The organism is Rathayibacter sp. YIM 133350 (assembly GCF_037404875.1).
Classification (GTDB): domain Bacteria; phylum Actinomycetota; class Actinomycetes; order Actinomycetales; family Microbacteriaceae; genus Orlajensenia.
Genome location: NZ_JBBELO010000007.1, coordinates 90,353 through 103,907 on the forward strand (window position 1 = coordinate 90,353; position 13,555 = coordinate 103,907).

A 13,555-nucleotide genomic window follows, 5' to 3' on the forward strand; every position below is an offset into this window, starting at 1 on the left:
AGCGGCCGATTCGCGGCATCCGTTTGGTGGACTTCTACTGGTGGCCAGCGCAAGCGAATCAACCTGACGCGCTGAAATCTGCCTGTTCCCCCTGCTCCTGCGTAGGAGTCGTGCCCATACGGTCGCGACGTTAAACAAAGGAGAAAGACCTCTTGGAAGGTCCAGAAATCACGTTCGCCGAGACCGTCATCGACAATGGCTCGTTCGGCACCCGCACCATCCGCTTCGAGACCGGCCGTCTCGCCCAGCAGGCCCAGGGCTCTGCTGCCGCCTACATCGACGAAGAGACCATGCTTCTCTCGGCGACGAGCGTCTCCAAGCAGCCGAAGGACAACTTCGACTTCTTCCCGCTGACGATCGACGTCGAAGAGCGCATGTACGCCGCCGGCCGCATCCCCGGATCGTTCTTCCGTCGTGAGGGCCGCCCCTCGACCGAGGCGATCCTCACCTGCCGCCTCATCGACCGTCCGCTGCGTCCGTCGTTCGTCGACGGCCTGCGCAACGAGATCCAGGTCGTCGTGACGGTTCTGGCCATCGAGCCCGACGAGCTCTACGACGTGCTCGCCATCAACGCGGCGTCGATGTCGACCCAGCTCGCCGGCCTCCCGTTCTCGGGCCCCATCGGCGGTGTGCGCCTCGCGCTCATCCCCACCGAGCACGGCAAGGGCCAGTGGGTCGCGTTCCCGAAGTACTCGCAGCTCGCGGATGCCGTCTTCAGCATGGTCGTCGCGGGTCGCGTCGTCACCGACGAGTCCGGCAACCAGGATGTCGCGATCATGATGATCGAGGCAGAGGCCACCGACGGCGCCTGGAACCTCATCCAGGGCGGCGCCGTCAAGCCGAACGAAGAGGTCATCGCCGAGGGCATCGAGGCGGCCAAGCCGTTCATCGCCCAGCTGGTCGAGGCACAGGCGAAGGTCGCCGCTGCGGCCGCCAAGCCGACCGCCGACTTCCCGGTGTTCCCGCCCTACGAGCAGTCCACGTATGACGCCGTCGCCGGCCTCGCCTACGACGAGCTCAAGGGCGTCTACCAGATCGCCGACAAGATCGCCCGCCAGAACGCGGACGACGAGCTCAAGGCGCGCGTCAAGCAGGCCATCACGGCCAAGGTCGACGCCGGTGAGCTCGAGGCCGGTGCACTGCACCAGTTCAGCGCCGCCTACAAGTCGGTCACCAAGCTCGTCATGCGCACCCGTGTGCTGAACGAGGGCATCCGCATCGACGGCCGCGGGCTCGCGGACATCCGCCCGCTCGACGCCGAGGTCGCCGTGATCCCGCGCGTGCACGGCTCGGCGATCTTCCAGCGCGGCGAGACCCAGATCCTGGGTGTCACCACGCTGAACATGCTCAAGATGGAGCAGCAGATCGACGCGCTCACGCCCGAGAAGCACAAGCGCTACATGCACAACTACAACTTCCCGCCCTACTCGACCGGTGAGACCGGCCGCGTGGGTTCGCCGAAGCGTCGCGAGATCGGACACGGTGCTCTCGCCGAGCGCGCCCTCGTTCCGGTGCTGCCCTCGCGCGAGGAGTTCCCCTACGCGATCCGCCAGGTCTCCGAGGCACTCGGATCCAACGGATCGACCTCCATGGGCTCCGTGTGCGCCTCGACCCTGTCGCTGCTGAACGCCGGTGTGCCGCTGCGCGCCCCGGTCGCCGGCATCGCCATGGGCCTCATCTCCGACACCATCGACGGCCAGACCCGCTACGCGGCCCTGACCGACATCCTCGGTGCCGAAGACGCCCTGGGCGACATGGACTTCAAGGTCGCCGGTACCAGCGAGTTCGTCACCGCGATCCAGCTCGACACCAAGCTCGACGGCATCCCCGCGTCCGTGCTCGGTGCCGCCCTCAAGCAGGCCAAGGATGCGCGCACCACGATCCTGCAGGTTCTGAACGCGGCCATCGACGCTCCCGACGAGATGGCTCCGACGGCTCCGCGCGTGATCAGCGTGCAGATCCCCGTCGACAAGATCGGCGAGCTCATCGGCCCCAAGGGCAAGACGATCAACTCCATCCAGGACGAGACCGGCGCCGACATCTCCATCGAGGAGGACGGCACCGTCTACATCGGTGCGGTCGACGGCCCCTCGGCCGAGGCTGCCCGCCTGCGGGTGAACGCGATCGCCAACCCGACCAACCCCGAGGTCGGCGAGCAGTTCCTCGGAACCGTCGTCAAGATCGCGGCCTTCGGCGCGTTCGTCTCCCTGCTCCCGGGCAAGGACGGCCTGCTGCACATCAGCGAGGTGCGCAAGCTCGCCGGCGGCAAGCGCGTCGAGAACGTCGAAGACGTTCTCGGTGTCGGTCAGAAGGTGCTCGTCGAGATCACGAAGATCGACGACCGCGGCAAGCTCTCGCTCGCCCCGGTCATCGCCGACGAGGCCGAGGGCGCCGGCGAGGCCGCAGCTCCCGCCGAGGGCGCTCAGCAGCCTGAGAGCGTGAACGCCGAGTAGTTCCCGCACGACGACGGATGCCCGTCGTCCGGCCCGAGGCCCCGCACCATGCGGGCGATCGGGTCGGGCGGCGGGCATCCGTCGTTCCGGGGGATCGTGACAAACGTCATGCCGCGATCACGACGGCAGTGACGGGTCGTTCCCGCCATGCCCCCGCAGGATTGGGGGCATGGATACAGAAATACGTGCGCGGGACGAGTCAGACGTCGCCGCCCTCGAGGCGCTGCCGGCCATCGACGCGGTCGGCCTGAGCAAGGCCTACGGGTCGGTCCGAGCGGTCGACCGCATCGATCTGCGGGTGCGACCGGGCGAGATCGTGGCCTTCCTCGGACCCAACGGCGCCGGCAAGACCACGAGCATCGACATGATGCTCGGACTCGCCTCACCCGACAGCGGCAGCGTGCGCATCTTCGGCCGTTCGCCCCGCGCCGCGATCTCCCAAGGGCTCGTATCGGCGGTGCTTCAGACCGGCGGACTGCTGAAGGACCTGACGGTGCGCGAGACGGTACGCCTCACGGCATCGCTGTTCACCGACCCGCGCCCGGTCGATGACGTGATGCAGCGCGCGGGCATCACGCTGATCGCCGACCGCATGGTGGGCAAGTGCTCCGGCGGCGAGCAGCAGCGCCTGCGGTTCGCGATGGCGTTGCTCAGTGATCCGGGACTGCTCATCCTCGACGAGCCGACGACGGGCATGGACGTGGAGGGTCGCCGCGACTTCTGGGGTGCCATCCGCGCGGACGCGGAGCGCGGACGCACCGTGCTCTTCGCCACGCACTACCTCGACGAGGCCGACGCCTACGCCGACCGCATCGTGCTTCTGCGCCACGGGCGCGTGGTGGCCGACGGCACGGCAACCGAGGTGAAGAACCTCGCAGCCGACCGTACGGTGCGCGCCACGATCGAGCAGGTCGACGCCGACGCGCTCGCTGCCCTGCCCGGCGTGATCGGTGTCGAGCGCCGAGGACAGCGCATCGGCATCACCACGGGCGATTCGGATGCGGTGGCCCGCTACCTGCTCACCCAGACCGCCGCGTACGACATCGAGATCACCGCGCAGGGGCTCGAAGACGTCTTCATCGCACTTACTTCGGAAGGACAGCCCTCATGAGCACCGCCATCGAAGATCGCGTCAGCCTGGAGCGCACGGCCGCGCCGCTCGGCGGCTTCAACCTCACCTTCCTCGGCATCGAACTGCGCCGGAAGCTGCGCAACCGTCGTTCGATCGCGTTCACCGTCGTCTTTCCCGTGCTGATGTACTACCTCGCCGGCTATCCGAACCACGACGTTGCCCTCACCGAAGTTCCACTCGCGCAGGGCGGCCTGTCGGTCGCCGCCTACATCATGGTCTCGATGGCGCTCTACGGGGCGATGATGTCGGCCACCAACGCTGGAGGAGCGGTCGCGACGGAGCGGGCGCTCGGGTGGAGCCGGCAGTTGCGCCTGACGCCCCTGAACCCCATGGCGAACGTGGCCATGAAACTCATCGCCGGAATGATGTTCGGACTCATCGCCGTGGTGGCGACCTATCTCGCCGGCGTCATCAGCGGCGTGCATATGTCGGCCGCGCAGTGGATCTTCTCCGGCTTGGCAGCCTGGCTGCTGGGCTCGGCGGTGTTCACCACGCTCGGCCTGCTGTTCGGCTACCTCGTTCCCGGCGAGAACGCGATGCAGGTCACGAGCCTCGTCGTGGTGTTCTTCTCGTTCATCGGCGGCCTGTTCTACCCGGTGAGCATGATGCCGCCGATCATGCAGGATGTCGCGGCGTGGACGCCGGTCTACGGCATCGGCGAGATCGCCCGCGCACCGCTCACGGGTCAGGGATTCGACGCTCTCGTGCTGGTGAACGCGGTGTGCTGGTTCGCGATTTTCGCGGTGGGCACGGCGCTGCTGTTCCGCCGCGACACCAAGCGGGTCTAGGGCGAACCGTCGGTCGTGCACGGACAGGTCAGTGGAGCGAAGAGGGGCTGAGTAGGGTGGACGACGTGCAGCGACAGGGCGTCGATGAGCAGTGGGCCGGCCCCGGCTGGCCCATCCTGCCTCCGTCGATGGCGATCGCACGGCGGGCGGGAGTGCGCACCGTGCTCTGGTCGAACAGCGCGGCGCGCTGGTACGTCGGCGCCGCCCTCGCCGACATCTGGCTGATCGCCATCGCGGTGAACATCGCCCAGGAGGATTCTGGGCCGGCGCCGGCATGGGGCATCGCCCTCGTTGTGCTGTTCGGCATCGCGTTCGCGATCGCGGCTCCGCTGTGCTGGGCGCTTCCCCGAGGCACGCGACTGTTCGTCCCGACGGGGCTCTTCCTGCTCTCGCTCACGCTGGTGCCGTGGCTCGCCTGGGGCGTGTCGGGTCTCTGGACCTATGTCGGCGTCATCATCGGCATGGCCGTGCTCTCGTGGGGCCAGACGTGGTGGCTCATCTTCGGGCTGGCGGCGCTCGGGGCCGTCTTCGAGTTCATGGGGAACGGCTGGAGTGAGGGGCTCTTCTACGGGCCGGTGATCATCCTCTCGATCTCGATGATGATGGCGTCCTTCGCACGGGTGCTGGCGTCGATGAACCAGCTGACGGCGACACAGCGCGAGATGGAACGCCTTGCGGCTGAGCAGGAGCGCAGTCGGGTGGCCCGCGACATGCACGACATCCTCGGGCATTCCCTCACCGTCATCACGGTCAAGGCCGAACTGGCGAGGCGACTGATGGATGTGGACCCGGAACGCGCCCGCCGCGAGATCGGCGAGGTCGAGGACCTCTCCAGGGTGGCGCTCGCCGACGTGCGCTCCACTGTCGCGGGATTCCGTGGCGTGAACCTGGTCGCGGAACTGGCGGCCGCCCGCTCCGCCCTCTCGAGCGCCGGCATCACGGCAGACCTGCCCTCGACGACGGATGCCGTTCCTCCCGAGCGACGCGAGCTCGCCGCCTGGGTGGTGCGCGAGGGGGTCACGAACGTCATCCGGCACTCCGGCGCTCACCTGTGCCGCGTGCGCCTCGACGCAGACGCCATCGAGGTGGCCGATGACGGCATCGGGGTCGCCAGCCAGGTGCCTGGCACCGGGCTGACCGGGTTGAGGGAACGTGCGGAGGCCGTGGGTGCACGTCTGTCCATGACGACCTCGGAGCTCGGCGGCCTCAGCCTCATGGTGCGCACGTGATCCGCTTGCTCATCGCCGATGACCAGGCCCTGGTCAGGGGAGCGCTCTCGGCGCTGCTCAGCCTCGAACACGACATCGAGGTCGTCAGCGAGGTGGGTCGTGGAGACGAGGTCGTCGCCGCAGCCCTCGCCGCGGCCCCCGATGTCGCCCTGCTCGACATCGAGATGCCGGGCATGGACGGCATCGCCGCAGCCGGGCAGTTGCGGCGGCAGGTGCCGCAGTGCCGCATCCTCATCGTGACGACCTTCGGGCGGCCCGGCTACCTGACCCGGGCCATCCAAGCGGGCGCTTCGGGCTTCGTCGTGAAGGACACCCCGGCCGCGCAACTCGCCGACGCGGTACGCCGGGTCGCGATGGGCCTGCGGGTGGTCGATCCCGCACTCGCCGCCGAGTCTCTCGCGCAGGGCTACTCGCCGCTGACGGAACGGGAGAAGGGCGTGCTGCAGGTCGCCAGGTCCGGTGGTTCCATCGCCGAGATCGCGCGCATCCTGCACCTCTCGGAGGGCACGGTGCGAAATCACCTCTCGAACGTCATCGGCAAGACGGGCGGACGTAACCGTGCCGATGCCGCCCGGATCGCCGAGCAGAACGGCTGGTTGTGACGGCTGCTCAGCGCAGGGGCGCGTAGGTTCCCAGCAGCACCGACGAATCGTTGTCGCGACGCGCGGCTGCGGCCTCGGCCGCCGCGGCGAGCCGCAGGGTGAGCTGCTCCCGATCCGGCACACGCAGCGAGCGTCGGCGCCCCCACGCCTCGAGCGCTCGCCCGATGCGGATGGCCAGGCCGTTGACGCCCCGCGCCGACGCACCGGCGGTGCCGAGGGGAGATGCTATTGCTGCGTTCATCGCTGGTCCTCCTCTGAGGGTGAAGCACTGGAGTCCGTCTCGCCGTCGAAGATCTCGCCGCGCACGAGCGGGAAGGCGTTGATGTGGATCTGCACGGGGCGCGATCCCGGCGTCGGTGTTCTCTTGTACGCGTCGAGGTAGCGCCAGAGCACCACGTCGATGTCGGCGACGAGCTGCTTCAGCTGTTCGGGCGTCAGTCGCAGGTTGATGGTGTCGCCGACGGCGACGTCGAGCCACTCCTCACCGAAGACCTTCTCGCCCTCGGTGATGAAGTCGTGGTAGTTGCGCTCGCGACCGCGGTTCCATTCCTCTTCGATGAGTTCGGTGGCGAGGCGCTCGGCGCTGCCGGGCGCGAATTCCCGTGGCTCCGGCGCGGCGATCGAGCCGGGCCGGCGCTCCCACCAGCGCTCGCGTGCCGTTCCCCTGCTGGTGTCCTCGCGCACGAGGTCGTGCTTCTCCAGCTGGCGCAGGTGGTAGCTCATGACGCCGCTGGACTCGCCCAACCGCTCGCCGAGGCCGGTGGCCGTGAGTGGACCGTAGGCCGAGAGCTCGTCGAGGATGCGGATGCGCAGCGGGTGGGCGAGGCCGCGCAGGGCGCTCATGCCGAGCACGGCATCCCGTCCGGGATGCTGCGGACTGCTCTGCGGAGGCTTCTCGTCGGACATGATGCAAAGATACCTCTGCAAACAAGACTATGCAAGGGTTTCTTTGCATTCCGGAGAGGCGGCCGCCGGACGCTCTCGCTCAGCCCGGGCAGCCGGCGAGCACGGCGTCAGCCACGGCCACGAGGTGATCGAAGCGCTCCCGGGCCGGCGGCAGCGTACTGGTGAGGTAGCTGAAGACGAGTCGGCGGTCGGGATCGGCCCACGCCATGCAGCAGTTGCTGCCGTTGTGCCCGAATGCTCGTGGGCTGCTGAGCGTGCCCATCGGATTGACGGCGCCCGGAACACCGCGGGAGCCGCCGATCTGGAAGCCGTTGGACCACCGGATCGGGGTGCGGGCGAAGCGATCGAGCATTCCGTCGCTCGTCGGAGTGAGTGCGTCGGCGAGGGTCTGGGGTGCGAGCAGTCGGGGCGCGTCCCCGCCGCCGAGAAGGGCGAGGTAGAACCGTGCGAGGTCTCGTGCCGTCGTCGAGATGCCCGCAGAGGGAATGACGGCTGCGCGGGTGCGCGGACGATTGACGAGGGAACGCACGGCGGCGCCGCTCACCCCCGGGGCAGCCGTCGCGACCGATCGCGCACGATGATGCGGCGGCAGGCCGAGGAAGGTGTCGGCCAGCTCGAGGGGCTCGAGGATCTCGGTCGAGAGCAGCTCGGGCAGCGGTCGTCCGCTCACCCGCTGGGCGATCTCCCCGATGATGAAACCGTATGCGATCCACTGGTAGGCCGGACCCCACCCCGGAGGGTGCCGCGGCCGGGTGCGCTCGATGCGGCCGATCATGCGAGGCCAATCCGACATGGCGAGCGCATCGGCAACCGGGCTGCCGGTCGTCGCGAAGCCGCTGCGGTGCTGCAGCACGTGACGGATGGTGATGGCCGACTTGCCGTTACGGGCGAACTCTGGCCAGTAGGAGGCCACGGACTCGTCGAGATCGACGAGCCCGCGCTCGGCGAGCATGAGCAGCAGAACCGTGACGAACGGCTTTCCCGCGGAGAACGTCCAGAACAGCGCGTCGTCGGCGCAGCGCACGGACGCGTCGAGCACCACGACGCCGTCGCGGATGATGCAGAGTTGCGCGGCGGCATCCCGTTCGCGCACGAGCCTCACGGCCTGCTGCAGTGCCGCCGGATCGATCTCGGCTGCCGGGCGTGGAGGAGGGGCCGCCGCATCCGTCACGGGGCGCCCTGCTCGAGCAGGGGCCGCATGCGGAAGGGGATGAGCTCGCCCATGGCGAGACTGGTCTCGGTGCGCTCGACGCCCTCGATCGCGAGGATGCCGGCGTCGATGCGGAACAGGTGATCGGCGTCGCGCGCCGCCACCTGCACGAGCACGTCGACCTGGCCCGAGAGCCCGTGCGCCTGGATGACCTCGGGAATGGCGGCGATCGCCGAGACGATGTCGCTCAGCGACTTCTGGCGCACGTGCACCGCGATGAAGGCGGTAAGCGGGTAGCCGAGGCTCACGGGCTCGATCCGCCGCTCGACGGAGGCCAGCACGGATGCCTCGAGGCTCGACATGCGGGCCTGCACCGTATTGCGGGAGAGGCCGAGGCGCTCGGCGAGGGCGACGTTCGATGCGCGGGGAGCGTCGATCAGCGCGCGGATCATCTGCACGTCGGTGGCATCCATGGTCCTCATAGTGCGCAACGGTAGCACCGTCGTTACCCGTCGAACAGTGCACCCTGCTCAATTCGTGCGGCGATCATTGTGCGGGATGCTCGGGGCGCCTACCCTTGGAGCATCCCCGGCAGCGTCGCCGCGGGACGACCGGCGGTGCCCACAAGGCGCGCCGGCCGAGGTTGCGGCAGAAGAGGCCCTCACCATGTCGATGCACGAAACAGTCACCCCGTCGCTCACCGATCTGCTGCAGCTGCTCGCCCCGGATGGGCGCAGGGCCCCCCAGCCCGCGTGGGACGCGCGGGTCGCCGACCTCGATGGCGCGGCGCTGCGCGGCCTCTACGAGGACATGGTGCTCGTGCGTCGCATCGACACCGAGGCCACCGCTCTGCAGCGACAGGGCCAGCTGGGCCTCTGGCCTCCGGTTCTCGGACAGGAGGCCGCGCAGATCGGATCGGCGCGCGCCCTCAGGGACGAGGACTTCGTCTTCTCCAGCTACCGCGAGCACGGCGTCGCCTGGTGCCGCGGCGTGGCGATCGACCAGATCTCGCCGGTCTGGCGCGGCACGGCCGCCAGCGGCTGGAACCCCTACGACGTCGGCATGGCGGCGCCGCAGGTGATCATCGGCGCCCAGGCCCTGCACGCCGTGGGCTACGCCCTCGGCATCCAGAACGACGGGGCCGACGCCGTCGCCATCGCCTACTTCGGTGACGGTGCGACGAGCGAGGGCGACGTCAACGAGGCGCTCGTGTTCGCCGCGAGCTTCCAGGTGCCCGTCGTCTTCTTCTGCCAGAACAACCAGTGGGCCATCAGCGAGCCCGTCTCGCTGCAGGCGCGACGGGCGCTCGCCGATCGCGCACCCGGCTTCGGCATCCCGAGCCTGCGCGTGGACGGCAATGACGTGCTCGCCGTGATGGCCGCCACCCGCCTCGCGCTGGATCGCGCCCGCACGGGCGGCGGACCGACCTTCATCGAAGCGGTGACCTATCGCATGGGCCCCCACACCACGGCAGACGACCCCACGCGCTACCGTATCGAGGCCGAGCTGGAGGAATGGCGCCAGCGCGACCCGATCGCCCGCCTGCGCAGCCATCTGCGGGAACTCGGCGAACTCGACGACGAGCGCGAGGCCGAGATCGCCGAGAAGGGCGAGGCGGCGGCCGCAGAGCTGCGAGCCGCCACCCTCGCGCTCGCCGATCCGGAGCCCCTCACCCTGTTCGACAACGTCTATGCGGAGCCGAACTCGATGATCGAGCGGCAGCGCGATCAGCTCGAGCGCTACCTCGCCATGTTCGAGCAGGACGCGCGATGAGCACGACCAGGGCTCCGATCCCGACCGCGACCCCGGTCTCCACCGGCACACAGACCCTCACCCTCGGAAAGGCGATCACCGCCGGCCTGCGCGACGCGCTCGCCGCAGACGAGCGGGTGATGCTGCTCGGCGAGGACATCGGGCACCTCGGCGGCGTCTATCGCATCACCGACGGACTGCAGCGCGAGTTCGGCCCCCGCCGCGTTCTCGACACGCCCCTCGCCGAGGCGGGCATCATCGGAACCGCCGTCGGCCTCGCCTACCGGGGTTACCGACCGGTGTGCGAGATCCAGTTCGACGGCTTCATCTATCCCGCCTTCGACCAGATCGTGAGCCAGGTCGCCAAGCTGCACTATCGCACCCGTGGCGCCGTGCGCATGCCCATCACGATCCGCGTGCCCTTCGCCGGCGGCATCGGTGCGGCGGAGCACCACTCGGAGTCGCCCGAGGCGTACTTCACACACACGAGCGGGCTGCGGGTGGTGTCGGTGTCCAACCCGCAGGACGCGTACACGATGATCCGGCAGGCGATCGCGAGTGATGACCCCGTGCTGTTCTTCGAGCCGAAGCGGCGCTACCAGGTCAAGGGCGAGGTGCGCCTGGACGACGACACGTCGATGGGCAGCGCCCGCGTGGTGACCGCGGGCAGCGACGTCACCCTCATCGCCTACGGTCCGCTCGTGCGCACGGCGACGGATGCGGCGCGCGCCGCCGCGGCCGATGGCATCTCCATCGAGGTGATCGACCTGCGCTCGCTCTCCCCGGTGGATTACGAGACCCTCGAGGCGTCCGTGCGCAAGACCGGCCGGGTGGTGATCGCCCACGAGGCCGCCGGGCAAGGGGGAGTGGGTGCCGAGATCGCCGCCGCTCTCACCGAGCGCTGCTTCTACAGCCTCGAGCACGCGCCCGTGCGGGTGACCGGCTTCGACATCCCGTACCCGCCGTCCAAGCTGGAGTCGCATCACGTGCCCGACCTGGACCGCATCCTCGATGGAGTGGATCGCGCGATGGGGCGGCCGAACTCGCTCGGAGACGCGCTCGAGAACTCGGGGGTCCGCTCGTGAGCCTGCTCGATTTCCGGTTGCCCGACCTGGGAGAGGGGCTCACCGAGTCCGAGATCGTCGCCTGGCACGTGAGCGTCGGCGATGACGTGCGCCTGAACCAGGTGATTGCGGATGTCGAGACGGCGAAAGCCGTCGTGGAGCTTCCCTCGCCCTATGCCGGCCGCATCGCGCGTCTCTATGCGGAACCTGGGGTTCCGGTCGAGGTGGGGGAGCCGATCGTCGCGTTCGAGCTGGAGGAGACCCAGCCGTTCCCTGAGCAGCCGTTCCCTGAGCAGCCGACCCCTGAGCGCTCGTTCCCTGAGCCTGTCGAAGGGAACCCGACGTCCTCCTCCCAACCGGCCGAACCGGCCGAGCCCTCTGCGGCGCACCTCGTCGGCTACGGCCCCGTTGACGCCACCGCATCGAAGGCAGGCGGCCCCGTGCGTCGGCCCCGGCGAGCCGCGCTCGCCGCTGACCTCGTGCCGGTGGCACCCGAGGACGCCTCCGATATGCCCACCAACGAGCCGGTGGCATTCGCACCCGTGTCGGGGCGACCCGCCACCGCAGCACGGCCCCTCTCCACGCCCCCGGTGCGCAAGCTCGCCCACGATCTCGGCGTCGACCTGAGCGCACTCGACGGATCGGGACGGCACGGGCTCATCACCCGGGACGACGTCCGTGCCGCCGCGGCTCCGCGTCAGACGGGCCCCGCGCCCGATGTCGTCGTCGCTTCCGACGCCTCGACCGGGCGACGGGAGACGCGCACCCTCATCCACGGCATCCGCAAGGCGACGGCCGCGGCGATGGTCGCCAGCGCGTTCACGGCCCCGCAGGCGACCGTCTTCCTGACGGTCGACGTCACCGAGACCCTTCGCCTCGCGCAACGCCTGAGCAGCGACCCGGCGTTCGGCGGCCGGCGCATCGGCGTGCTCGCGGTGACGGCCAAGGCCCTGTGCCTCGCGCTGCGTGCCAACCCGACCCTGAACAGCCGCTGGGATGAGGCGGCAGGCCAGATCGTGCAGTTCCACTACGTCGACCTCGGCATCGCCGTTGCGACGCCGCGCGGACTGATCGTGCCGAGCATCCCCTCCGCCGACGCGTGCACGCTGCCGGAACTCGCGACGGCCATCGGCGAGCTCGCAGCGTCCGCCCGTGCCGGGTCGACTCCGGCCGAGCGATTGCGCGGGGGCACCATCACCATCAGCAACGTCGGCGTGTTCGGCGTCGACGCGGGCACCCCCATCCTGATGCCCGGCGAGGCGGCGATCCTCGCGACGGGAAGCGTGCGCCGCGAGCCACGTGAGCATGAGGGAGCCATCGCGTTGCGCGACGTGATGACGCTCAGCCTGAGCTTCGATCACCGGCTGGCAGATGGTGAGCAGGCGGCGCACCTGCTCACCGGCATCGGTCGCATCCTGCGCGATCCGGCCAGCGTGCTCGCCATCGTCTAGAGGCAGCGGCGCACCGCGCCGGCATTCCGCGTGCGGGGGAGCGCCGGGGCGGGCACAATGGGCAGATGAGCGAACCGATCGATCCGTCCGCAGTGCAGTCGGCGCTCGAGGGCACCGCGTTCGCCCATCTGGGTGACGTGCTCCTGGGCAGCTACGCCACCGGCGACTTCGCGGGAGCGGTGCGGTTGCTGGACGCGGTCGCCCAGGTCGCCGAGGAGCTGAACCACCACCCCGACGTGCACCTGGAGTACGGCCGCATCGAGTTCGAGCTGACATCGCACGACGTCGGAGAAGTGACGGCGCGCGACCTCGACCTTGCCGCGCGCATCCAGCAGCTCGCTGACGAGCAGGGCGCGACGGCCGAATAGCGAGGGCCGAAAAGCGCCGGCAGACCGCTTTCGGTTCAGGCGCGCAGGGCGGTGATCGCCATGCCCTCCAACGCCGCGCGCACGCCGGCCTCGGCGGGCGGGCGACCCGAGATGCGGGCGCTGTGGGGCGTGGAATTCATGAGCCCGAAGGCGGCGTGCGCGCGCACCCGCAGGTCGGCCTCGGCCCGATGCGGGTGCAGCTGCGCGAGCACGCCCACCCACACCTCGACGTACCGGCGCTGCAGGCTGCGTACGCGGTGACGCTCAGCGTCGGGCAGGCTCGCCATGTCGCGGTCCTGCACGAGGATGACGTCGGCGTTGCCCAGGGCGAATGCGACATGGAAGCGCACGAGCGCAGCCAGCGCGCTCGGGGCATCGGCGTGCTCGGCGACGACGGACTCGCCCCCGCGCAGCAGGCCGTCCGAGGCGTCGATGAGGATCGCGGCGAGCACCGCCGGCTTGTTCGGGAAGTGCCGGTAGAGGGCCGGACCTGAGACGCCGGCTGCTCCGCCGAGGTCATCGATCGAGACTCCGGCGTAGCCGCGCTCGGCGAACAGTCGCGAGGCCGCCCCGAGCAGCGCGGTTCGCCGGTCGGCCTTCGCCGCCTCCCGTGAGGTGCGGACGCCGCTGCCCGTCGTGCTCATCCGCGCCTCCTTCGGT

General features: G+C 69.6%; 14 protein-coding genes. 9 read left to right on the plus strand and 5 right to left on the minus strand.

What is annotated here, in order from left to right:
* The first annotated feature begins 152 nt into the window (after positions 1 to 152).
* The 5 genes from WDJ51_RS01390 (at position 153) to WDJ51_RS01410 (ending at position 6,204) form a co-directional block, all read left to right on the plus strand.
* Positions 153 to 2,453 carry a polyribonucleotide nucleotidyltransferase gene (locus WDJ51_RS01390; protein WP_337850629.1) on the plus strand — a complete coding sequence of 767 codons (2,301 nt, stop codon included), beginning with the start codon at positions 153 to 155 and terminating at the stop codon, positions 2,451 to 2,453.
* A gap of 169 nt (positions 2,454 to 2,622) precedes the next feature.
* A complete protein-coding gene (locus WDJ51_RS01395) occupies positions 2,623 to 3,564 on the plus strand; it encodes an ABC transporter ATP-binding protein (RefSeq protein WP_337850630.1) in 942 nt (313 codons plus the stop codon).
* Positions 3,561 to 4,373, plus strand: a complete 813-nt coding sequence (locus WDJ51_RS01400; protein WP_337850631.1) for an ABC transporter permease — start codon at positions 3,561 to 3,563, stop codon at positions 4,371 to 4,373. Before WDJ51_RS01395 ends, WDJ51_RS01400 begins: the two co-directional genes overlap by 4 nt.
* Before the next feature lie 65 nt (positions 4,374 to 4,438).
* On the plus strand, positions 4,439 to 5,602 hold the full coding sequence (locus tag WDJ51_RS01405) for a sensor histidine kinase (RefSeq protein ID WP_337850632.1): 1,164 nt from the start codon (positions 4,439 to 4,441) through the stop codon (positions 5,600 to 5,602).
* Positions 5,599 to 6,204, plus strand: coding sequence for a response regulator transcription factor (locus WDJ51_RS01410; protein WP_337850633.1), 606 nt, complete (start codon positions 5,599 to 5,601; stop codon positions 6,202 to 6,204). The genes WDJ51_RS01405 and WDJ51_RS01410 overlap by 4 nt, the downstream gene beginning before the upstream one ends.
* Positions 6,205 to 6,211: 7 nt before the next feature.
* On the opposite strand, the gene WDJ51_RS01415 is transcribed toward WDJ51_RS01410, so the two are convergent.
* The 4 genes from WDJ51_RS01415 to WDJ51_RS01430 form a co-directional block, all read right to left on the minus strand.
* Positions 6,212 to 6,445, minus strand: a complete 234-nt coding sequence (locus WDJ51_RS01415) for a hypothetical protein (protein ID WP_337850634.1) — start codon at positions 6,443 to 6,445, stop codon at positions 6,212 to 6,214.
* Positions 6,442 to 7,110 (minus strand): ArsR/SmtB family transcription factor, encoded by a 669-nt coding sequence (locus WDJ51_RS01420; protein ID WP_337850635.1) that lies wholly within the window; start codon positions 7,108 to 7,110, stop codon positions 6,442 to 6,444. The genes WDJ51_RS01415 and WDJ51_RS01420 overlap by 4 nt, the downstream gene beginning before the upstream one ends.
* A gap of 79 nt (positions 7,111 to 7,189) precedes the next feature.
* On the minus strand, positions 7,190 to 8,281 hold the full coding sequence (locus WDJ51_RS01425; protein ID WP_337850636.1) for a serine hydrolase domain-containing protein: 1,092 nt from the start codon (positions 8,279 to 8,281) through the stop codon (positions 7,190 to 7,192).
* Entirely contained in the window at positions 8,278 to 8,733 is a 456-nt protein-coding gene (locus WDJ51_RS01430) for an Lrp/AsnC family transcriptional regulator (protein ID WP_337850637.1), read from the minus strand. The genes WDJ51_RS01425 and WDJ51_RS01430 overlap by 4 nt, the downstream gene beginning before the upstream one ends.
* Positions 8,734 to 8,926: 193 nt before the next feature.
* Here WDJ51_RS01430 and pdhA point away from each other — a divergent pair, with 193 nt between their 5' ends.
* From pdhA to WDJ51_RS01450, 4 genes are all read left to right on the plus strand, one after another.
* Positions 8,927 to 10,033: a pyruvate dehydrogenase (acetyl-transferring) E1 component subunit alpha gene (gene pdhA, locus WDJ51_RS01435; RefSeq protein WP_337850638.1), complete on the plus strand. Its 1,107-nt coding sequence runs from the start codon at positions 8,927 to 8,929 to the stop codon at positions 10,031 to 10,033.
* Entirely contained in the window at positions 10,030 to 11,097 is a 1,068-nt protein-coding gene (locus tag WDJ51_RS01440) for an alpha-ketoacid dehydrogenase subunit beta (RefSeq protein ID WP_337850639.1), read from the plus strand. The genes pdhA and WDJ51_RS01440 overlap by 4 nt, the downstream gene beginning before the upstream one ends.
* Positions 11,094 to 12,527, plus strand: coding sequence for a dihydrolipoamide acetyltransferase family protein (locus WDJ51_RS01445; RefSeq protein WP_337850640.1), 1,434 nt, complete (start codon positions 11,094 to 11,096; stop codon positions 12,525 to 12,527). The genes WDJ51_RS01440 and WDJ51_RS01445 overlap by 4 nt, the downstream gene beginning before the upstream one ends.
* Before the next feature lie 65 nt (positions 12,528 to 12,592).
* Positions 12,593 to 12,895, plus strand: a complete 303-nt coding sequence (locus WDJ51_RS01450) for a 4a-hydroxytetrahydrobiopterin dehydratase (protein ID WP_337850641.1) — start codon at positions 12,593 to 12,595, stop codon at positions 12,893 to 12,895.
* Between the two features lie 35 nt (positions 12,896 to 12,930).
* Here WDJ51_RS01450 and WDJ51_RS01455 read toward each other — a convergent pair whose 3' ends face one another.
* On the minus strand, positions 12,931 to 13,539 hold the full coding sequence (locus WDJ51_RS01455; protein WP_337850642.1) for a TetR/AcrR family transcriptional regulator: 609 nt from the start codon (positions 13,537 to 13,539) through the stop codon (positions 12,931 to 12,933).
* Positions 13,540 to 13,555 lie beyond the last annotated feature (16 nt).